The sequence below is a fragment of the Pseudomonas sp. Ors-4-3C genome (genome assembly GCF_055755035.1).
Genome location: NZ_CM146900.1, coordinates 1,084,672 through 1,105,945, shown reverse-complemented (window position 1 = coordinate 1,105,945; position 21,274 = coordinate 1,084,672). Strand labels below are relative to the sequence as shown.

Here is a 21,274-nt window from a genome sequence, read left to right as displayed (position 1 = left end):
TTCATGCTCGCCCGCCTCTGGTTGTGGCTGGGACGCCTGCTCGGCAAAACCCTGCTGGCATTGCTGATTATCGGCCTGCTGGGCTGGGCCATCGCGAGCGCATGGTTCGCCTGGCAACACCGCGGCCCGGTGTCGGCGCAAGAACAGATTCCCGCCGGTGAAGCGGCGATGACCCAGGACGTGATCCAGACGGCGGTGCGCATCGTCGATCAACACCGCGAAGGCACTCGCTACCTGCGCGACGCGCATGCCAAGGCCCACGGTTGCGTGAAGGCCGAAGTGACGGTGCTGCAGGAACTGGCGCCAGCGTTGCGCCAAGGCGTATTCAGCGAGCCGGGTAAAACCTGGCAGGCGATGATTCGCCTGTCCAATGGCAACGCCTATCCACAGTTCGACAGCATCCGCGACGCCCGGGGCATGGCGATCAAACTGCTCGATGTTCCCGGGAAACAGCTGCTAGGCGACCGTCAAGAGCGCCACGAACAAGACTTTGTGATGTTCAGCCATGCGAATTTCTTTGTCAGCGATGTCGCCGAGTATCGTCAGAATGTAGCGGCTCAGGCTGATGGCAAAAAGATCATGGCGTTTTTCCCCGGCTGGGATCCGCGAACCTGGCAGATCCGCCACTTGTTCATCGCCCTGGCAACGCTGTCGCCGCCACCGGACAGCCCGACAGGGACGACTTACTTTTCGGTATCCCCCTACAAATTCGGTGAGGCCAATGCGAAGTTTCGGGTAGCACCGGATCCTGATAATTGCCCGGCGTATGCCCTGCCCCCGCAAAACCATGACCTGCCGAACTTCCTGCGCAGTGCCTTGAATCAGCAATTGTCGACGGATCGGGTGCCGGCGTGTTTCGTGCTGCAGATTCAGCGCCAGGATGCGAACAAGTACATGCCGATCGAGGACACCAGCATCGAATGGCGCGAGCAGGATTCACCGTTTGAAAGCGTGGCGCGGATTACCCTGCCTGCGCAGGACTTCGACACGCCGGCACTGAATCTAGAATGCGACAACCTGTCGTTCAACCCATGGTTTGGTATTGAGGCGCATCGGCCGATTGGCGGGATCAACCGCTTGCGCAAAGCGGTGTATGAGGCGGTGAGCGATTATCGGCACAGTCGCAATGCCGAACAGTGAGAATTCCTCTGTAGGAGCTGTCGAGTGAAACGAGGCTGCGATCTTTTGATCTCTAAAAGCAAGATCAAAAGATCGCAGCGTGCCGCAGCTCCTACAGAGGAGATCGAGTGATTTCACAAATCGCAGACAGCAAAAAGCCCGCACTAGGCGGGCTTTCTGTGGTGACCTGGCGTTCAGTGGGTCCAGGTGACCGAATATGGCGCAGCGGACGGGACTCGAACCCGCGACCCCCGGCGTGACAGGCCGGTATTCTAACCGACTGAACTACCGCTGCGCGAAACGCTTGAAACGGAAACGAATGGTGGGTGATGACGGGATCGAACCGCCGACATTCTGCTTGTAAGGCAGACGCTCTCCCAGCTGAGCTAATCACCCTTCGCTTCGTTACGGGGCGCATTATGCCACAAGTTTTCGTAAAGTGTTGATTTAATTGAAGTTTTTTTCAAAAAAATCCGAAAACCGGTGAAACGACACAACCCGATGGAACAAGGTACAAACGTGAGACAGAAAAAAACCCGCTTCAGCGGGTTTTTCCGTGGTGACCTGGCGTTCAGTGGTCCAGGTTACCGAATATGGCGCAGCGGACGGGACTCGAACCCGCGACCCCCGGCGTGACAGGCCGGTATTCTAACCGACTGAACTACCGCTGCGCTAAACACTTGAAACGAATGGTGGGTGATGACGGGATCGAACCGCCGACATTCTGCTTGTAAGGCAGACGCTCTCCCAGCTGAGCTAATCACCCTTCGCTTCGGTGTGGCGCGCATTCTACGGAGCGACCCAACCTCTGGCAAGCACTTTTTTAATTAATTTTCTCAGGCCTTCCAAAGGCTTAGAGAAGGGTTGGCCTATGACCCGGCGAAGACAATAATGCCCCCCTTTGTATAAAGGAGAGACTCACCCCATGTGGTTCAAAAACCTGCTTATCTATCGCCTGACCCAAGACCTGCCTGTCGATGCCGAGGCGCTGGAAACTGCACTGGCCACCAAACTGGCGCGTCCATGTGCAAGCCAGGAGTTGACCACCTACGGTTTCGTCGCGCCATTCGGCAAAGGCGAAGATGCTCCACTGGTACACGTCAGCGGTGACTTCCTGCTGATCGCTGCGCGTAAAGAAGAACGCATTCTGCCGGGCAGCGTCGTGCGCGACGCGGTCAAGGAAAAGGTCGAAGAGATCGAAGCCGAGCAGATGCGCAAGGTCTATAAGAAGGAACGCGATCAGATCAAGGATGAAATCATCCAGGCGTTCCTGCCGCGCGCCTTTATCCGTCGCTCGTCGACCTTCGCCGCCATCGCGCCGAAACAGGGCCTGATCCTGGTCAACTCGGCCAGCCCGAAACGCGCCGAAGACCTGCTCTCCACCATGCGTGAAGTGCTCGGCACCCTGCCCGTCCGTCCGCTGACCGTGAAAACCGCGCCGACCGCCGTGATGACCGAGTGGGTCACCACCCAGCAAGCGGCCCCGGACTTCTTCGTTCTGGACGAGTGCGAGCTGCGCGACACCCACGAAGACGGCGGCATCGTGCGTTGCAAGCGTCAGGACCTGACCAGCGAAGAAATCCAGTTGCACCTGAGCACCGGTAAAGTCGTGACTCAGTTGTCGCTGGCCTGGCAGGACAAGTTGTCGTTCATGCTCGATGACAAGATGACCGTCAAACGCCTGAAGTTCGAAGACCTGCTGCAGGATCAGGCGGAACAGGACGGTGGCGACGAGGCCCTGGGCCAACTGGACGCCAGCTTCACCCTGATGATGCTGACCTTCGGCGACTTCCTGCCGGCGCTGGTGGAAGCGTTGGGCGGTGAAGAGACTCCGCAGGGGATCTAAATACCTGTGATGTACAAAATGTAGGAGTGAGCCTGCTCGCGATGAGGAACTGACATTCAACGCAAATGTTGACTGAACAACCGCTATCGCGAGCAGGCTCACTCCTACAGTTGTTTTGTGGTGTTCATTTTTAATAACAAGGAACAGGCCATGCGCGCACTGGCTGCACTGAGTCGCTTTGTCGGCAATACCTTCGCTTACTGGGTTCTGATTTTCGCGGTGATCGCGTTCCTGCAACCGGCGTGGTTCCTCGGCCTCAAAGGCGCAATCGTGCCGCTGCTGGGGCTGGTGATGTTCGGCATGGGCCTGACCCTCAAACTCGATGACTTCGCCGCCGTCGCCCGCCATCCGTGGCGCGTGGCTTTGGGCGTGGTCGCACATTTCGTGATCATGCCCGGTGTGGCGTGGTTGCTCTGCCAGATCTTCCATCTGCCACCGGAAATCGCCGTCGGGGTGATTCTGGTCGGCTGCTGCCCAAGTGGCACGTCTTCGAACGTGATGACCTGGCTGGCCCGGGGCGACCTGGCGCTGTCGGTGGCGATTGCCGCTGTTACCACCCTCCTCGCCCCGCTGCTGACCCCGGCGCTGATCTGGCTGCTGGCTTCGGCGTGGTTGCCGGTGTCGTTCATGGAATTGTTCTGGTCGATCCTGCAAGTGGTGCTGCTGCCGATCGTGCTCGGCGTGGTCGCGCAACGTTTGCTCGGCGATAGAGTGCGGCACGCGGTGGACGTGTTGCCTCTGGTGTCGGTGGTCAGCATCGTCATCATCGTCACCGCCGTGGTGGCCGCCAGTCAGGCGAAGATTGCCGAATCCGGGCTGCTGATCATGGCGGTGGTGATGCTGCATAACAGCTTCGGATACTTGCTGGGTTACTTCACCGGACGCCTGTTCAAGTTGCCACTGGCGCAGCGCAAGTCGCTGGCGCTGGAAGTCGGCATGCAGAATTCGGGGTTGGGCGCGGCATTGGCCAGTGCGCACTTCTCGCCGCTGGCGGCGGTGCCGAGCGCGTTGTTCAGCGTCTGGCACAATATTTCCGGGGCGCTGCTCTCGACGTACTTCCGGCGCATGAGCGAGAAGGAAGACCGTGAGGCGCTGGCGCAGCAGCCGACCGACTGACCGGGAAGCTTGATCCCCGGATTAATGCTCGGCAGACTGTTGCGCTACGCGGGGACGACCCTGCGGCTCGATCGAGTTATCAATCTGGGGACGGCCCCGTCAATCGATGGAGGTCTTTCATGTCCTGGATCATTCTGTTTTTCGCCGGCCTGTTCGAAGTCGGCTGGGCCGTCGGCCTGAAATACACCGACGGTTTCACCCGCCCGCTCCCCACCGTACTGACCGTCGCAGCGATGGCAATCAGCCTCGGCCTGTTGGGCCTGGCGATGAAGGAATTACCACTGGGTACGGCTTATGCGATCTGGACCGGGGTCGGTGCCGTAGGCACGGTGATTGCCGGGATCATTCTGTTTGGCGAGTCGATGGCGTTGATTCGGCTGGCCAGTGTGGCGTTGATCATTACCGGTTTGATCGGCCTCAAGGTCAGCGCTTAGGCCACTGCCGCTTTCGCGAGCAAGCCCGCTCCCACAGGGATCTCCGGTGAACACAAATCTTGTGTAAATCCAGAAAACCTGTGGGAGCTGGCTTGCCAGCGATGGGGCCAATTCAGGCAACAACTATCTGACAGCCCCGCGCAACGCCCCCACCAACCCCTGCAATTTCGCCGGCTGCGCCGCCTCCACCGCCACCGCCGAACCCGCCACCAACGTCACCCGCGACCACAACCGCTTGAACAGGCCCTTGTTCGGATCGCGACTGAAGAAACTCCCCCACAATCCCTGCAGCGCCAGCGGAATTACCGGCACCGGGGTTTCTTCGAGAATCCGCGTCAGCCCGCCCTTGAACTCGTTGATCTCGCCATCGGTGGTCAACTTGCCTTCCGGGAAGATGCACACCAGCTCACCGTCCTTCAGATACTGGGCAATCCGGGTGAAGGCTTTTTCGTAGATCTGGATGTCTTCGTTGCGTCCGGCAATCGGAATCGTCCCCGCCGTGCGGAAGATAAAGTTCAGCACCGGCAGGTTGTAGATTTTGTAGTACATGACAAAGCGAATCGGCCGACGCACCGCGCCGCCAATCAGCAAGGCATCGACGAACGACACGTGGTTGCACACCAGCAATGCCGCGCCCTCGTCCGGAATCGCTTCGAGGTTACGGTGTTCGACGCGGTACATGGAATGGCTGAGCAGCCAGATCATGAAACGCATGCTGAACTCGGGGACGATCTTGAAGATGTAGGCGTTGACGCCGATGTTCAGCAGCGATACCACCAAAAACAGCTGTGGAATCGACAGCTTGACCACGCTCAGCAACACGATCGAAACGATCGCCGACACCACCATGAACAGCGCGTTGAGAATGTTGTTGGCCGCGATCACCCGCGCCCGTTCGTTCTCGGCGGTGCGCGACTGGATCAGCGCGTACAGCGGCACGATATAGAAGCCGCCAAAAATACCGAGGCCGAGAATGTCGACCAGCACCGCCCAGGTATGGGCAAAGCCCAGCACTTGGGTCCAGCTATGGCCGCTGACGCTCTCCGGGATTCCACCGGAATGCCACCACAGCAGCAGGCCAAACACGGTCAGACCGAACGAACCGAAAGGCACCAGACCGATCTCGACCTTGCGCCCGGAAAGCTTCTCGCAGAGCATCGAACCCAGCGCAATCCCCACCGAGAACACGGTGAGAATCAGCGTTACCACAGTTTCGTCGCCGTGCATCCACTCCTTGGCGTAGGCCGGGATCTGCGTCAGGTAAATCGCCCCGACAAACCAGAACCACGAGTTGCCGACAATCGAGCGCGACACCGCGGGCGTCTGGCCCAGGCCGAGTTTCAGCGTGGCCCAGGACTGGCTGAAGATGTTCCAGTTCAGGCGCATTTCCGGCGAAGCCGCCGCAGCGCGCGGAATGCTGCGACTGGCGAGATACCCGAGCACCGCAATCCCGACAATCGCGGTCGACACCAGTGGCGCGTAATGCGTCGAGGACATGATGATGCCGGCGCCGATGGTCCCGGCAAGGATCGCCAGGAACGTGCCCATCTCCACCAGTCCGTTACCGCCGACCAGTTCATCCTCGCGCAACGCCTGCGGCAAAATCGAATACTTGACCGGCCCGAACAGCGCCGAATGCGTGCCCATGGCAAACAGCGCCACCAGCATCAGCGACAGGTGATCGAAAAGGAAACCGATCGAGCCTACGGCCATGATCGCGATTTCCGCGAGTTTGATCAGACGGATCAGCGCGTCCTTGGCGAATTTTTCCCCGAACTGCCCGGCCAGCGCCGAGAACAGGAAGAACGGCAGGATAAACAGCAGCGCACACAGGTTGACCCAGATCGAACGATCACCTTCGATGGTCAGCCGATACAGAATGGCGAGGATCAGCGACTGCTTGAACACGTTGTCGTTGAACGCGCCCAGCGACTGCGTGATGAAAAACGGCAGAAAGCGCCGGGTGCGAAGCAGGTTGAACTGTGAGGGGTGACTCATCTTCCGTGTTTCCCTGAGGTCGGTAGAGAATGGCCTGGATCTGCTTATTGGAATCTCGATCGGCGATCCAGGCCACACATTACCTAAACTTTTCAGGTTATTTCTTCAACCCTGCAATACAAGGTGAGACAAACAGCTCACCGCGCCACGCGCCTTGCACGGTGCGTTTACCGACGATCAGCCACATCACTGCCAGCAGGCTCACCAGCACACAGCCCATCACGCTGAAAAAACCGAGGTTCAGCGTGCTGGCGAGCTTGAGGGTCGCCAGCGAATACACGCCCAGCGGGAAGGTGAAACCCCACCAGCCGAGGTTGAACGGGATGCCGTCGCGCAGGTAACGCGCGGTGATCAGCAGCGCCATCAACATCCACCACAAGCCGAACCCCCACAAGGTGATCCCGGCTACCAGCCCCAGGCCCGCAGCGATTTCACCGATGCCCGGCAGGCCATTGGCGGCGAAGATCACCGGTGCATCAGCGCCCAGCAGCAGCATGCCCAACGCGCCGGTGCCGATCGGACCGAGGGCCAGCCAGCTCGAGGCGGCCATGTTTTCGTGGGGCAGTTTGTGCAGCGCCATGCGCAGCAACAGGATGGTCAGAATGCTGAACGCCACGGGTAGGGAAAATGCCCAGAGCACGTAGCTTGTCGTCAGCACCACCAGTTGCGCGTGGGCATCGGCCAGGTGCGGCGCGAGCAAGCCGCCGCTGGCCGCCGCCACTTCCGCCGCCACCACCGGCAACAGCCAGACCGCCGTCATCTGGTCGATGCTGTGTTCCTGGCGGGTAAACATCATGTAGGGGATCAACACGCCACAGGCCAGCGACATCGCCACGTCGAGCCACCACAGCACTTCGGCAAGATGAATCACGCCTTCGCCCCAGCGTGGCAGGCCGAACAGCAGAAAGCCGTTGATAATCGTCGCCAGGCCCATGGGGATGGTGCCGAAGAACATCGAAACGGTGGAATGGCCGAAGATCCGCCGCGCTTCATCGAAGAAGAGTACCCAGCGCGCGGCATAGGCGAAGGTAAACAGGGTGAACAATAGAATGTTGAACAGCCACAAACCTTCGGCCACCGCGTGCAACCCGGGGATCGCCACCGGCAGTTGCGCCAGCGCCAAGGCCAGTACGCCGGTGCCCATGGTCGCGGCGAACCAGTTCGGGGTGAATTGACGGATCACTTCACGCGGATGCTGAAGCTGGCTGAACGGCTTGATGCCGGGTTTGGCTATATTGGGGCAAGTCATCATGAACTCCTGTCCTCAGGTGAGGTTGAGCCCATGGTAGAACCGAATCGAATATCTATATAACGGGTAATTTCTCTATCTGTTATCTACTTTACAGATAAGCGTCTAGACACTGCCTTCGCTTTCAATCACCAGAATCCGCGCCACTCCCTGCGGATGCGCCACGTGCTCGGTGCCGACCGAGGCGTAGAAGATATCCCCGACCTCAAGCAGCACATGCTTTTCTTCGCCCTGTTCGCGATAGCGCATCTGCACCTGACCATCGAGCACCACGAACACTTCTTCACCATCGTTGACGTGCCATTTGTAAGGCTGATCGGTCCAGTGCAGACGCGTGGTGATGCCGTTCATGTTGGCGATGTCCAGCGCACCCCAGGCACGCTCGGCGGTGAACGACTTGCTGCGGATAATCTTCATCGGTCGATCCATGCAAAGAAGGGCCGCCCAAGGCTAACTGAAACCGCCACACTTATGGAGCGCTGCAAACCTTGGTCGCTTGCGCACGCAAGCTGAGCAGGAGCGCGGCGACGGCCAGCACGATCAATGCGGCGACGTAACCGTCGGTGGTCGCGAGCAAGCCGTAGGTGCGGGTCAAGTGCCCGGCGAGCAGTGCCGGCAAGCAAAACGCCAGATAACTCAGCGCGTAATACGCCGACATCAGCCCCGCTCGTTCATGCGGCAAAGCCAGCGGCACCAGGCTGCGCACTGCCCCGAGAAACCCCGAACCAAAGCCACAACCGGCGACCAGCGTGCCGAGGAAAAACAGCCCCAGACTGGCGCTGTGCACGCCGAGCAGAATCAGCAGCACACCGATCGGCAGCAGACTGGCGCCCAGTTGCAGGGCCCGGGTCGCAGGCCGATTGCGCAACGTGAAAATCATCAGCGCGCCCGTCACCGTCAGCGCCGAGACGGTCGCACCGCCGATCAGGTTGGAAGTCGACCCGGTGGCGGTGCGCACCAGCGACGGCGCCAGCGAGGCAAAGAAGCCGCCGAGGGCCCAGGTTGCGGTGTTCAGCGGCAGCACACGCCACAAGGTCGAACGCGCCTGAACCGGCACATGCAGGGTCGGCCGCAGCGAAGCCCAGGCCCCGGCTTGCGGGGTGACGCTTTCCGGCAGACGCCAGACATACATCGCCTGCAACACAAACAGTGCCAGCAGCAACCAGTAAGTCAGTTGCAACGGCGCCGGAGCGAACTCGGCCAGCAAGCCACAGCCCATGCTGCCCACCGCCATGCCGAGCAACGGTGCGACGCTGTTGATCAACGGCCCCTGCTGGCGGTCGGTGTCGAGCAGCGTCGCGCTCAGAACAGCGGTGGCCATGCCGGTGGCAAAACCTTGCAGCACGCGAGCGCTGATCAGCCATGCGACGCTGTCGGCGTGGATGAACAGCAGCATCGCCAGGGCATTGAGCAGCACCGCGGTGAAGATCACCGGTTTGCGCCCCAGATGATCGGACAACGAACCGACCGTCAGCAGCGCCGCCAGCAGGCTTAAGGCATACACGCCGAAAATCAGGGTCAGCACCGCTGCCGAAAAGTGCAACTGATCCTGATACAGGTGATACAGCGGCGTCGGCGCCGTGGAGGCGGCGAGAAAACTCAACAAGGTGATCGCCAGAAAAATCAGGCTGCCACGGTTGGAAGCAAGGCTGGTCATGGGCACACTCCACTAAAGCTAATTTTTTGCTTTTGCGGAGTGTGCTCTCGGCTTTGGCTTAAAGCAAATTCTTTGTGTTAAGGTCTGGCGCATGGCTATTAAAGAAGGTTTACGCCCCGGCGGCCGCAGTGCCCGGGTGCAAGAGTCGATTCATTCGGCAGTCCGCGCGCTTCTGCAAGAACAGGAGCGCAGCACCGTGACCGTCCCGCAAATCGCTGCGCGGGCCGGGGTCACGCCCTCGACGATCTATCGGCGCTGGGGCGATCTGACGGCGTTGCTGGCGGACGTCGCCCTCGCCCGCATGCGCCCCGACAGCGAACCGGCCGTGACCGGTGACCTGCGCGGTGATATCCGCGCCTGGGCCGAGCAGTATCTGGACGAAATGAGTTCGGATCCGGGGCGCAACATGATGCGCGACGTGCAGGCCAGCGCCACGCCGGGGTATTGCGTGACGATCATTGGCGCGCAGTTGCAGACCATCATCGAGCGTCACCCAGACGAGCCGGCGCCGAGTGTCGATCGGTTGATCAATCTGGTGGTGGCACCGGTGGTGTTCCGGATTCTGTTTGCGGCGGCGGCGCTGGAGGTGGATGAACTGCATCGATTGATCGATATGGCGTTGAAACAGGACTGACGCCTGCTCGCGATGGGGCCTGATGAGTCACCATAAAACCACCCGGTTTCAAACCTGCGACACCCCGCCACGCCACGACCTTGGTCGACACTGACTAACCGCCGCACTCATGCGAGACTGTCCGCCCGGGCAGGACTGCCGGGGAGTCTTCTGTCGGGAGTGTTGCATGTCGTTGTCCACCGGGCTGATCGCCGCCGTCGCCCTCGCCTATATGGCCATCATGTTCGCCATCGCCTTCTACGGCGACCGTCGCAGCGCGCCGTTGCCGCCGCGGATGCGCGCGTGGGTGTACAGCCTGTCGCTGGCGGTTTATTGCACCAGTTGGACGTTCTTCGGCGCGGTCGGTCAGGCGGCCGAACAGCTGTGGTCATTCCTGCCGATCTACCTCGGGCCGATCCTGCTGTTGCTGGGCGCACCGTGGGTTCTGCAGAAAATGGTGATGATCAGCAAGCAGGAGAACATCACCTCGATTGCCGACTTCATCGCCGCGCGCTACGGCAAATCGCAATCGCTGGCGGTGGTGGTAGCACTGATCTGTCTGGTCGGCGTCCTGCCTTATATCGCCCTGCAACTCAAAGGCATCGTCCTTGGTGTAAACCTGCTGATCGGCGCCGGTGCCGACGCCATGGGCACCCGCGCCCAGGACACCGCACTGATCGTGTCGCTGGTACTGGCGCTGTTCACCATCGTCTTCGGCACGCGCAACCTCGATGCCACCGAGCACCACCGGGGCATGGTGCTGGCGATTGCGTTTGAATCGCTGGTCAAGCTGTTCGCCTTTCTCGCCGTCGGCGCGTTCGTGACCTACGGGCTGTACGACGGTTTTGACGACCTGTTCAATCAGGCGATGCTCGCGCCGCGCCTCGAGGAGTACTGGAAGGAAACGATTAACTGGCCGTCGATGGTGGTACAAACCGGGGTGGCGATGATGGCGATCATCTGCCTGCCGCGGCAGTTTCACGTCACGGTGGTGGAGAACATCGACCCGCAGGACCTGCGTCTGGCCAAGTGGGTGTTCCCGGCCTATCTGGCGCTGGCCGCGCTGTTCGTGGTGCCGATCGCCCTCGCCGGGCAGATGATGCTGCCGAGTCACGTGCTTCCGGATTCGTTCGTGATCAGCCTGCCGTTGGCCCAGGCCCATCCGGCCCTGGCGTTGCTGGCGTTTATTGGTGGTGCGTCGGCGGCCACCGGCATGGTGATCGTGGCCAGCGTGGCGCTGTCGACCATGGTCTCCAACGACATGCTGTTGCCGTGGCTACTGCGGCGTAATAACGCCGAGCGCCCGTTCGAGGTGTTCCGCCAGTGGATGCTCTCGGTACGCCGGGTGAGCATCGTGCTGATTCTGCTGCTGGCCTACGTCAGCTACCGCTTGCTCGGCTCCACCGCGAGCCTGGCGACCATCGGCCAGATTGCCTTTGCCGCTGTCACCCAACTGGCCCCGGCGATGCTCGGCGCGCTGTACTGGAAACAGGCCAACCGTCGTGGGGTGTTCGCCGGTCTCGCGGCGGGCACGTTCCTCTGGTTTTACACATTGATCCTGCCGATTGCCGCCCACAGCCTCGGCTGGTCACTGAGCACTTTTCCCGGTCTGGCGTGGCTGCACAGCAACCCGCTGAACCTGCCGATCACCCCGCTGACCCAAGGCGTGGTGCTGTCGCTGGCGGGCAACTTCACGTTGTTCGCCTGGGTCTCGGTGCTGTCGCGCACGCGGGTTTCGGAGCACTGGCAGGCCGGGCGCTTCATTGGCCAGGAAATCAGCGCGCGGCCGAGTGCGCGTTCGATGCTGGCGGTGCAGATCGATGATTTGCTGCAACTGGCGGCGCGCTTTGTCGGCGAAGAACGTGCGCGGCAGAGCTTCATTCGTTTCGCCTACCGCCAGGGCAAAGGCTTCAATCCGAACCAGAACGCCGATGGCGAATGGATCGCCCACACCGAACGTTTGCTGGCCGGCGTGCTCGGTGCTTCTTCGACGCGCGCCGTAGTAAAAGCCGCCATCGAAGGTCGGGAAATGCAGCTGGAGGACGTCGTCCGTATCGCTGACGAAGCCTCGGAAGTGCTGCAGTTCAACCGCGCGCTGCTGCAAGGCGCGATCGAGAACATCACCCAGGGCATCAGCGTGGTCGACCAATCGCTGAAACTGGTGGCCTGGAACCGCCGCTATCTGGAGCTGTTCAACTACCCGGACGGCTTGATCAGCGTCGGCCGGCCGATTGCCGACATCATTCGCTACAACGCCGAACGTGGCTTGTGCGGCCCCGGCGAGGCGGAAGTCCACGTCGCCCGGCGCCTGCACTGGATGCGTCAGGGCCGCGCGCACACTTCCGAACGTTTGTTCCCCAACGGCCGGGTGATCGAGCTGATTGGCAACCCGATGCCTGGTGGCGGTTTCGTCATGAGTTTCACTGACATTACCGCGTTCCGCGAAGCCGAGCAGGCGCTGACCGAGGCCAACGAAGGCCTGGAACAACGGGTCAGCGAGCGCACGCAGGAGCTGTCGCAACTCAACGTCGCACTGACCGAAGCCAAGGGCCATGCCGAGGCGGCGAACCAGTCGAAAACTCGCTTCCTCGCCGCTGTCAGCCATGACCTGATGCAGCCGTTGAACGCCGCTCGCTTGTTCTCTGCCGCCCTCTCCCATCAGGACGACGGCTTGAGCAGCGAGGCGCAGAAACTGGTGCAACACCTCGACAGTTCGCTGCGTTCGGCAGAAGACCTGATCAGCGACCTGCTGGATATTTCCCGCCTGGAGAACGGCAAGATCAACCCCGATCCCAAGCCGTTCGCGCTCAATGAGCTGTTCGATACGCTCGGCGCCGAATTCAAGGCGCTGGCGCAGGAACAAGGCCTGAAGTTCCGTGTGCGCGGCAGCCACTTGCGCATCGACAGCGACATCAAGCTGCTGCGACGGATTCTGCAGAACTTCCTCACCAACGCCTTCCGCTATGCCAAGGGCCCGGTGCTGCTGGGCGTGCGTCGGCGCGATGGCGAGCTGTGCCTGGAAGTGTGGGATCGCGGGCCGGGGATTCCGGAAGACAAACAACAAGTGATTTTCGAGGAATTCAAACGCCTCGACAGCCATCAGACCCGCGCCGAGAAGGGCCTGGGTCTGGGCCTGGCGATTGCCGACGGTTTGTGTCGCGTGCTCGGCCATACCCTGCGCGTACGTTCGTGGCCGGGGCGCGGTAGTGTGTTCAGTGTCAGTGTGCCGCTAGCGCGGGCGCAATCGCTGCCACAGAAAACTGCGGTGGAGTTGAACGGCAAGCTGCTCAGCGGCGCGCAGGTGCTGTGCATCGACAATGAAGACAGCATTCTGATTGGCATGAACAGCCTGCTGACTCGTTGGGGCTGTCAGGTGTGGACGGCGCGCAATCGCGAGGAATGCGCGGCGTTGCTGAACGAGGGTGTGCGACCGCAACTGGCACTGGTCGACTATCACCTCGATCACGGCGATACCGGGACCGAGCTGATGGCATGGCTACGCACCACGTTGGGCGAACCGGTACCGGGCGTGGTGATCAGCGCTGATGGCCGACCGGAGACGGTGGCGCAGGTGCATGCGGCGGGGCTGGATTATCTGGCGAAACCGGTGAAACCGGCGGCGTTGCGAGCGTTGTTGAGTCGGTATGTGCCGTTGTAACAATCCCCCCCTGTGGCGAGGGAGCTTGCTCCCGCTCGACTGCGCAGCAGTCGCGAAACGGTGAATCAGGCCAATCGGGGATTCACACTCAAGGGGTGCTTCGCCCCCCAGCGGGAGCAAGCTCCCTCGCCACAGAATCGAGTTTATTCCGGGAGTTCGACCAGCCCATCGACATCGGTCATCGCCCGCTCCAGCAGATCCGCCGGCAAACTCTTGCTGGCCCGCGCGCCGAGCAATTTGAGCTGTTCACTGCGACTGACGAGGTTGCCGCGCCCTTCCGTGAGCTTGTTGCGCGCCGAGCTGTAAGCCTTGTCCAGCTGTTGCAGGCGATTGCCGACTTCGTCCAGATCCTGAATGAACAGCACGAATTTGTCGTACAGCCAGCCGGCACGCTCGGCGATTTCCCGCGCGTTCTGGCTCTGCCGCTCCTGCTTCCACAGGCTGTCGATCACCCGCAGCGTCGCCAGCAACGTGGTCGGGCTGACGATCACGATGTTGCGGTCGAAGGCCTCCTGGAACAGCGTCGGCTCAGCTTGCAAGGCGGCGGAAAATGCCGCTTCGATCGGCACGAACAGCAAGACGAAATCGAGGCTGTGCAGACCTTCCAGACGTTTGTAGTCCTTACCTGCGAGGCCTTTGACATGGCTGCGCAGCGACAGCACGTGCTGCTTGATCGCGATCTGGCCGAGGGTGTCGTCTTCAGCGGCGACGTACTGCTGATACGCCGTGAGGCTGACCTTGGAGTCGACCACCACCTGCTTGTCGCCCGGCAGGTAAATGATCACGTCCGGCTGGAAGCGCTCGCCATCCGGCCCCTTGAGGTTGACCTGGGTCTGGTACTCGCGGCCCTTCTCCAGACCCGCGTGTTCGAGCACCCGCTCAAGAATCAGTTCACCCCAGTTGCCCTGGGTCTTCTGGCCTTTGAGGGCGCGGGTCAGGTTGGTCGCTTCGTCACTCAGGCGCAGGTTCAATTGCTGCAGACGCTCCAGCTCCTTGGCCAGCGAGAAGCGCTCGCGAGCCTCGGCCTGATAGCTCTCTTCCACGCGTTTTTCGAAGGACTGGATGCGCTCTTTCAGCGGATCGAGCAACTGGCCGAGGCGCTGCTGACTGGTCTCGGCAAAGCGCTGTTCACGCTCATCGAAGATCTTCCCGGCGAGTTCGGCGAACTGCGCGCGCAGCTCATCGCGCGAGCCTTGCAGGTCGTTGAGGCGTTGCTGATGGCTTTCCTGTTGCTCGCGCAATTCGGCGTTGAGCGACGCAGCCTGCGCGTCGAGGCGACGCAATTCGGCTTCTTTGTTGGCGCGCTCGATGTTCCAGGCGTGCGAAGCGTCACGGGCGTCATCACGCTCGATCTGCAGCAGCTCGACTTCGCGGCGCAGTGCAGCCAGTTCAGCCTGCTTGGCGGCATTGGCCTGGCCGAGGTCGACGATTTCATCGCGGCTTGCCTCAAGCTGGGCGTTGAGCCCGTCCTGCGCCAGTTGCGCCATGGTCAGACGTTCTTCGAGCAAGGCGACCTCGGCTTGCCGGTCGCTGGCCCGCCGTTGCAGTTGCCAGGCCAGTGCCAGCAGCGGCAATCCCGCGCCCGCCAGACCCAGCAATACGCTGGTCAAGTCCATAGCCATAGCCACTCCTGCCGATCCGATAAAGCCTGAAGGTTAACCAAGGCGTGGGACGTTGGACAGCTCAGTCTTCGAGCAGACCGAGTTCCTGTTGTGCACGCCGGTCACCGGCGCGGGCGGCCTGACGCAACAGATCCTGACCGATGCGCCGATCCCGGGCATTGCCGCACTCGCGGCACATCAACTGACCGAGACGACTTTGCGCCGCAACCACGCCTTCGCGTGCCGGTTGCTTGAGCAGACGCCCCGCCAGATGCTTGGCATTGCGGCTATCGCCCAGACGCGGGCTGTCGAGCAGCCATTCGGCTACACGCACGGAAAATCGCTTGGGAGAGGTAACACGAGGGTGTTCGGAGGTAACAGAGCCTGATACTGAGCGAAACTTCATAAAACACTGTGGGACAGATCGGAGGGCGCGCCACTCTACTCTCTTTTTCGTACAGGTAAAGTCAAAAAAAACCCGGCACGCCCGTGCTAGAGCAAGCGCTAGGGACAATCCACAGAAGCTGTGGATAACTCAGTGGACAACCGCTCCCGAACTCGCGCAAAGCCTTGTGGAATGGGGCCCGCAGTCAAACTGACGATTTTTTCACCAACAAAAAAAGACGATATTTTTCATTGACTTAAACTTTTGATGCAGGCAGCTACCGGGGTCAGGATTGATATGACAGTGGGGTTACGGTCTGCGCAACTAATGTGCACAAGTACCTGTTACCCGGTTATATCGATGCGCTTTTTCGGGTCGTTTTGCGCATCGCGCTGGGGATAAGCGGGTTGGTGATGGGGATGGCTGCACGCTTTTGTGGCGACCGGCGGTTGACCGGGGTGATCCCTTCGCGAGCAGGCTCGCTCCCACAATCGGCCCCCGTTCTCCTGTGGGAGCGAGCCTGCTCGCGAAGGGGCCAGCCCTGTCACCCGTGATCCGCACCTCCGACCGAAATCTTTTTTTGCCGCCGGGTTTGCATTGCCCAAGACATTCCGTTACTATCCGCGGCGTTAGTACCAAGCTGAAAGTCAATTCCGGTCGAACACATCCCCACGGTCAACCTTCTTCCAAGAAGCCCTTCACCGAAAAAAGCGGGAACGACCCCTCGATGGTTTCCAGGTAAATCTTGCGCCGACACTGCCTTTGAATGAATGCAAAGGGTGTTGCGAAGACCACTTACTCTGACCGAACCAGCCTGCAAATTGATCAGGATCTTCACCCCGGGCCCAGAACCTTTGCCCTTGATGTGTTGCCTGTCCTCCTAAGTACCTACCTGCCAGCCCAAGCGCGCCAACTTAATAGCGCTTCAAACTGGCTGCTTTGTTCCAGTCGGGTTCTTTGTTCGACCAACGGTGGTCGACATTACTGGAACGTTTTAACGTTGCACGGTTCTTATCCGTGTCATTTGTAGGAACACCTAATAACTATGTCTACTCAAATCCATACTCAGGATGCCATTCGCACCCTAACCAACGCTTTTGCCCCAATGAACTGCCTGATCATGGCCGCTCGCAAAGGCTGCTTCAGCTTCACCGTGGTCAATGAACACGGGATCGCTCGCCACAGCGAGCGTCTGTACCCCGATCAATACTCCAGCGCCGAACCGCTGCAGGCCGTGATCGATCGTACACGTCAGGCCCTGATTGCCTGAGAGCCGAAAAGGCTGCAAAAGCAAAAGCCCCGCACAAAATGCGGGGCTTTTTATTGCCCGATGTTTCGCTTTTAGCCCTCCGCGCCTAAGCACCATCGGATATAACGCTTTTGGCTCGCGCCTGGAAATATTTTAAAAACAGGCCTTTACGTCGCGAATATGACACTACACTTCAACTCAAGCGGCTTGATCCGCTTTCGGCGAGCCTGATTCGATCCACCGCTGCCAAGGCCCCTTCAGGTATCGCCGCCCAATTACAAGAATCGAGGGCATTATGGGTATCGCTGCCAGCGAACTGTGCCGCTATGTGATCCGTCCCACACTGATCTATCTGGGACGCCACTGCGCAACCGCCGAATCCCTGCTACTGGGGATCGCCGCCAGCCAATCCGCCCTCGGCTCCGCCCTGCATGACCGCCGTGGCCACGGCCTCTACCGGATTGCCGAGCACCGCCATCAGGCTCTCTGGGACCATTACCTGGCACTCGATCCGGAACGCGCAAGCCTGGTTCGCGGCCTCGCCAGCCAACATGCTTTTTTGAGCGGCCCGCACCTCGAACTGACCGTCAACCTGCGATACGCCACCGCCATTGCCTGGCTGCTGGTCGAAGAACAAAACACTCAACTCCCCGATGCCGATGACCTGCTGGGCATGGCGCGAATCTGGCGCCAGACCTTCCAGCCCCAAGGCCGCCTGCGCGACTTTACTTACGCCTGGCACACCTGTGTTTCACCTGTGAATCAGGTCGCATGTTGACCCTGCAGTTTCCAAAGATCGGCCAACAGGTCAGGATTCTGGTCGGATTGTCCTACAAAACCGCTCTAACTCAGGCTATACGGACTATAGCGCTGGGACGAAAATGTTGGTAATTTTCGCCCCGGTGATCACCAGGAGTTCTAATAATGAAAAAAGTCATGCTCAAAACCACCCTTAGCCTCGCCGTTACCATGGCATCCACCCAGATCTTCGCAGCTGGCTTTGCCATCAACGAACACAGCATCAGCGGGATGGGCACTGGTTACGCTGGGCGATCTTCCTCTGCCGACGACGCAAGCACTGTTTATGGCAACCCTGCCGGCATGTCGCGCCTCACGCGCGAACAAGTCACCGGCGGTGTGGCATTCCTCGATGCCAAAACCGATATCAGCGACGCCAGCTCCAGCCCTAACGGCGGCAGCAACAAAGGCGACATGGTGCCCTTCACCTCCGTACCTATGGGCTTCTACGTCAAACCGATCGACGAGCATTGGGCATTCGGCCTCGGCGTGTACGTGCCGTTCGGCCTGATTACCGACTACGAAAAAGGCTTTGCCGGCCGCTACTTCGGCAGCAAGTCCGAAGTACAAGTCATCACCTTCCAGCCGACTGTCAGCTATAAGTTCAACGACGTGGTCTCGGTAGGTTTCGGTCCGACCATCAACCGCATCGACGGCACCCTCGAGTCGAACCTCTCGGTGACTCAGCTGGCGCCGGACGGCAAGGTCAAGATCAAGGGTGACGACACCGCGCTGGGCTACAACATCGGCGTACTGGTACAGGCCACCGACACCACTCGCCTGGGTCTGACCTACCACTCGAAAGTCGACTACAAGCTCGAAGGCAACACCAAGGTCAACTACGGCGCACTGGCTGCAGTCGGTCTGGGTGCCAGCCAGAAGTACGACGCTTCGCTGAAGATCACCACACCTGAATCCGTGGACTTCTCGGTTACTCAAGCGATCAACGACCGCTGGAACGTCTACGCCGGTTCGACCTGGACCCGCTGGAGCCAGTTGAAGAAGATCACCGTTGAAAACTCCGGCGTGCAGCCGCTGCTGGCCGGTCAGTTCGGCGAGATCACCGAAGAACAGAACTGGCACGACTCCTGGGCCTACGCCGTGGGTACTTCGTACCAGCTGAACAAGGAATGGGTACTGCGTACCGGTCTGACCTTCGACCAGTCGCCGACCAACAACGTCGACCGTTCGCCGCGCATTCCTACTGGCGACCGGACCATTTTCAGCATCGGTGCCGGCTGGAGCCCGACCGAAGACCTGACCATCGACGTCGCTTACTCGTACCTGAAGGAAGAGGCGGTCAATATCCGCAACCAGAACGATCGTGGCCAGACCTACGACGCCAAGTATGAAAACTCGGCAAACGGTTTCGGTGTCGGCGCGACCTATCGCTTCTGATGCTGCACGGCGAGGCTAACCCCTCGCCCATTGAAAAGCCCCGCTCTCTTTGCAGAAAGCGGGGCTTTTTTGTGCCTGTTCAGACACCACGGATCAAATGTGGGAGCGGGCTTGCTCGCGAATGCGGTCTTACATCCAGAACAAGTGCTGAATGATCCGCAGCCTGCGCGAGCAAGCCCGCTCCCACAAAAAGCGTGTGTTATCAGTTGAGAGGTTTTGAGGCAATGGCCTTTTCAACCGCCGCAATAAACTCCGGATCATCGGGTTTGGTCAGGCTGGAGAAATTCGCGATCACCTTGCCCTGACGATCAATCACGTACTTGTAGAAATTCCACTTCGGCGCGCTGCTCTGCTCGGCCAGCACCTTGAACAGATGAGTAGCGTCGTCGCCGCGGACTTTCTGCGGTTCGGTCATGGTGAAGGTCACGCCGTAATTGGCGTAGCAGACCTTGGCGGTTTCGGCGCTGTCCTTGGACTCCTGCTTGAAGTCGTTGGACGGTACGCCGAGCATTTCCAGGCCTTGCGCCTTGTAGTGCTGATTGAGCGCCTCGAGGCCCTCGAACTGTGGGGCGAAGCCGCAGAAACTGGCGGTATTGACCACCACCAGCGGTTTGCCAGCGTAACGCTGGCACAGATCGACGGATTCCTTGGCGCGCAACTTGGGCAACGAACCTTGCAGCGCCTCCGGACAATCAGCGGCCTGGGCCAGTCCGGTCAACGCCATCAACAACGCGGGTACAGCACACCAGCGCATGAACATGTCGGGCATCCTTGATGCGGTTATCAGAGATCGACGTTACTCGCCCTCCAAGCCTACAAGCAAGCACCCATGCCCAACTGCATCAACGCCAACCCGCCCTGATGCCAGCCCCACCACACCAGCGCCAGCAACAGCGCGCCGAGTGCGATGAAAGCGATTCGCGGCCAGGAACGCTTCATACGGCGCCGACAGCCGGTTGCAGACGCGCCACCGGACGCTCGCGCACTGGCCAGTTCAGCGCAGCCGCCAGCAGGCTCAAGAGAATCGCCACTTGCCAGATCAAGTCATAACTCCCGGTACGGTCATACACCACCCCACCCAGCCAGCCGCCGAGGAACGAGCCGAGCTGATGGAACAGGAACACGATACCGCCGAGCATGGACAGGTTACGCACGCCAAACAAAGTCGCCACCGTACCGTTGGTCAATGGCACCGTCGACAGCCACAGGAAGCCCATGGCCATGCCGAACAGGTACGCCGAGGTCGTCGTCACCGGCAGCCACAGAAACAGTACGATCACCACCGCCCGTAACAGGTACAACGCCGTCAGCAGACGCGGCTTGGACATGCGCCCGCCGAGCCAGCCGGCAGTGTAAGTGCCGAAGATATTGAACAGTCCGATCAGCGCCAGCACCGTAGTGCCAACCGTGGCGGGCAGATGCTGATCAACCAGATAGGCCGGCAAATGCACGCCAATGAACACCACCTGAAAACCGCAGACGAAAAAGCCGAACGCCAACAACCAGAAACCCGAGTGCGAGCAGGCCTCACGTAACGCTTCGGACAGGGTCTGCTCGTGGCCCAGCACCGGCAGGGGCTTGTCCTTGAGCATGCTCACCAGCGGCACGATCAGCGCCACCAGCAGGCCAAGCACCAGCAGCGCCGCCGACCAGCCGAGCCAGCCGATCAAACCCAGCGTGCCCGGCAACATCGCAAACTGGCCGAACGAACCGGCAGCACTGGCGATGCCCATGCCCATGCTGCGTTTTTCCGGCGGCACGGCACGCCCAACCACACCGAGAATCACCGAGAACGAGGTGCCGGACAGGCCGATACCGATCAACAGACCGGCACTCAGCGACAGGGTCAGCGCTGAATCGGACAAGCCCATGCACACCAGGCCCGCGGCATACAGCACGCCGCCGACCAGCACCACTTTCGCCGCACCGAAACGGTCAGCCAGCGCGCCCGTGAACGGCTGCGCCAGGCCCCAGATCAGGTTCTGCAGGGCGATGGCGAAGGCGAACACTTCGCGCCCCCAGCCGAACTGCGCACTCATCGGCGACAGGAACAGGCCAAAGCCGTGTCGCACGCCCAATGACAACGCCAGAATCAGCGCACTTCCCAGCAACACCCAACCGCACGTACGCCACATCGATGTCATTGTTATTCT

At 60.4% G+C, this 21,274-nt stretch carries 18 protein-coding genes and 4 tRNA genes; 9 read left to right on the top strand and 13 right to left on the bottom strand.

The window, feature by feature from the left end; all coding sequences use genetic code 11:
* Positions 1 to 3 precede the first annotated feature (3 nt).
* Positions 4 to 1,140, top strand: coding sequence for a catalase family protein (locus ACVHNU_RS05170; protein ID WP_473019145.1), 1,137 nt, complete (start codon positions 4 to 6; stop codon positions 1,138 to 1,140).
* 197 nt (positions 1,141 to 1,337) lie between these two features.
* Here ACVHNU_RS05170 and ACVHNU_RS05165 read toward each other — a convergent pair.
* The 4 genes from ACVHNU_RS05165 to ACVHNU_RS05150 all read right to left on the bottom strand — a co-directional run bounded on the left by ACVHNU_RS05165 (position 1,338) and on the right by ACVHNU_RS05150 (position 1,885).
* Positions 1,338 to 1,414, bottom strand: a tRNA-Asp gene (locus ACVHNU_RS05165).
* A 25-nt stretch (positions 1,415 to 1,439) separates the two neighbouring features.
* Positions 1,440 to 1,515: transfer RNA gene (locus tag ACVHNU_RS05160), tRNA-Val, on the bottom strand.
* A 198-nt stretch (positions 1,516 to 1,713) separates the two neighbouring features.
* Positions 1,714 to 1,790 (bottom strand) — tRNA-Asp (locus tag ACVHNU_RS05155).
* A gap of 19 nt (positions 1,791 to 1,809) precedes the next feature.
* A tRNA-Val gene (locus ACVHNU_RS05150) sits at positions 1,810 to 1,885 on the bottom strand.
* 159 nt (positions 1,886 to 2,044) lie between these two features.
* Here ACVHNU_RS05150 and rdgC point away from each other — a divergent pair.
* From rdgC to sugE, 3 genes are all read left to right on the top strand, one after another.
* On the top strand, positions 2,045 to 2,965 hold the full coding sequence (rdgC, locus tag ACVHNU_RS05145; RefSeq protein ID WP_003223096.1) for a recombination-associated protein RdgC: 921 nt from the start codon (positions 2,045 to 2,047) through the stop codon (positions 2,963 to 2,965).
* Between the two features lie 150 nt (positions 2,966 to 3,115).
* Positions 3,116 to 4,081 carry a bile acid:sodium symporter family protein gene (locus ACVHNU_RS05140; protein ID WP_103486107.1) on the top strand — a complete coding sequence of 322 codons (966 nt, stop codon included), beginning with the start codon at positions 3,116 to 3,118 and terminating at the stop codon, positions 4,079 to 4,081.
* Positions 4,082 to 4,200: 119 nt separating this feature from the next.
* Positions 4,201 to 4,515, top strand: coding sequence for a quaternary ammonium compound efflux SMR transporter SugE (gene sugE, locus ACVHNU_RS05135; protein WP_003223093.1), 315 nt, complete (start codon positions 4,201 to 4,203; stop codon positions 4,513 to 4,515).
* 123 nt (positions 4,516 to 4,638) lie between these two features.
* Here the strand turns inward: sugE and ACVHNU_RS05130 are convergent, their stop codons facing one another.
* The 4 genes from ACVHNU_RS05130 to ACVHNU_RS05115 form a co-directional block, all read right to left on the bottom strand.
* Positions 4,639 to 6,513 (bottom strand): MFS transporter, encoded by a 1,875-nt coding sequence (locus tag ACVHNU_RS05130; protein WP_473019144.1) that lies wholly within the window; start codon positions 6,511 to 6,513, stop codon positions 4,639 to 4,641.
* A 97-nt stretch (positions 6,514 to 6,610) separates the two neighbouring features.
* Positions 6,611 to 7,762 (bottom strand): TDT family transporter, encoded by a 1,152-nt coding sequence (locus ACVHNU_RS05125; RefSeq protein WP_473019143.1) that lies wholly within the window; start codon positions 7,760 to 7,762, stop codon positions 6,611 to 6,613.
* Positions 7,763 to 7,867: 105 nt separating this feature from the next.
* On the bottom strand, positions 7,868 to 8,179 hold the full coding sequence (locus ACVHNU_RS05120; protein ID WP_473019142.1) for a cupin domain-containing protein: 312 nt from the start codon (positions 8,177 to 8,179) through the stop codon (positions 7,868 to 7,870).
* A gap of 52 nt (positions 8,180 to 8,231) precedes the next feature.
* On the bottom strand, positions 8,232 to 9,419 hold the full coding sequence (locus ACVHNU_RS05115; RefSeq protein ID WP_473019141.1) for an MFS transporter: 1,188 nt from the start codon (positions 9,417 to 9,419) through the stop codon (positions 8,232 to 8,234).
* Positions 9,420 to 9,510: 91 nt separating this feature from the next.
* Between ACVHNU_RS05115 and ACVHNU_RS05110 the strand changes: the two genes are divergently transcribed.
* Together ACVHNU_RS05110 and ACVHNU_RS05105 are read left to right on the top strand one after the other, a co-directional pair.
* Complete coding sequence (locus tag ACVHNU_RS05110; RefSeq protein WP_473019140.1) at positions 9,511 to 10,053, top strand: TetR/AcrR family transcriptional regulator; 543 nt, start codon at positions 9,511 to 9,513, stop codon at positions 10,051 to 10,053.
* Positions 10,054 to 10,219: 166 nt separating this feature from the next.
* Positions 10,220 to 13,690, top strand: a complete 3,471-nt coding sequence (locus tag ACVHNU_RS05105) for a hybrid sensor histidine kinase/response regulator (RefSeq protein WP_473019139.1) — start codon at positions 10,220 to 10,222, stop codon at positions 13,688 to 13,690.
* Positions 13,691 to 13,833: 143 nt separating this feature from the next.
* Here the strand turns inward: ACVHNU_RS05105 and ACVHNU_RS05100 are convergent, their stop codons facing one another.
* Positions 13,834 to 15,198 (bottom strand): DNA recombination protein RmuC, encoded by a 1,365-nt coding sequence (locus ACVHNU_RS05100; protein WP_201138550.1) that lies wholly within the window; start codon positions 15,196 to 15,198, stop codon positions 13,834 to 13,836.
* A gap of 175 nt (positions 15,199 to 15,373) precedes the next feature.
* A complete protein-coding gene (locus ACVHNU_RS05095) occupies positions 15,374 to 15,697 on the bottom strand; it encodes an SEL1-like repeat protein (RefSeq protein ID WP_080593230.1) in 324 nt (107 codons plus the stop codon).
* 1,024 nt (positions 15,698 to 16,721) lie between these two features.
* On the opposite strand from ACVHNU_RS05095, the gene ACVHNU_RS05090 reads away from it, so the two are divergent.
* From ACVHNU_RS05090 to ACVHNU_RS05080, 3 genes are all read left to right on the top strand, one after another.
* Positions 16,722 to 16,946 (top strand): hypothetical protein, encoded by a 225-nt coding sequence (locus ACVHNU_RS05090; RefSeq protein WP_003223079.1) that lies wholly within the window; start codon positions 16,722 to 16,724, stop codon positions 16,944 to 16,946.
* Between the two features lie 274 nt (positions 16,947 to 17,220).
* A complete protein-coding gene (locus tag ACVHNU_RS05085; protein WP_003223077.1) occupies positions 17,221 to 17,703 on the top strand; it encodes a hypothetical protein in 483 nt (160 codons plus the stop codon).
* Positions 17,704 to 17,849: 146 nt separating this feature from the next.
* On the top strand, positions 17,850 to 19,121 hold the full coding sequence (locus ACVHNU_RS05080) for an OmpP1/FadL family transporter (protein WP_226500401.1): 1,272 nt from the start codon (positions 17,850 to 17,852) through the stop codon (positions 19,119 to 19,121).
* A gap of 202 nt (positions 19,122 to 19,323) precedes the next feature.
* On the opposite strand, the gene ACVHNU_RS05075 is transcribed toward ACVHNU_RS05080, so the two are convergent.
* From ACVHNU_RS05075 to ACVHNU_RS05065, 3 genes are read right to left on the bottom strand one after another with little or no spacing between them, the layout of a single operon-like run.
* Positions 19,324 to 19,881, bottom strand: coding sequence for a glutathione peroxidase (locus ACVHNU_RS05075; RefSeq protein ID WP_003223074.1), 558 nt, complete (start codon positions 19,879 to 19,881; stop codon positions 19,324 to 19,326).
* 53 nt (positions 19,882 to 19,934) lie between these two features.
* Complete coding sequence (locus ACVHNU_RS05070) at positions 19,935 to 20,060, bottom strand: hypothetical protein (protein ID WP_256616859.1); 126 nt, start codon at positions 20,058 to 20,060, stop codon at positions 19,935 to 19,937.
* The gene (locus ACVHNU_RS05065; protein WP_103486115.1) at positions 20,057 to 21,265 is read right to left on the bottom strand and encodes an MFS transporter; all 1,209 of its coding nucleotides are present in this window, start codon (positions 21,263 to 21,265) and stop codon (positions 20,057 to 20,059) included. Before ACVHNU_RS05065 ends, ACVHNU_RS05070 begins: the two co-directional genes overlap by 4 nt.
* Positions 21,266 to 21,274: the final 9 nt, after the last annotated feature.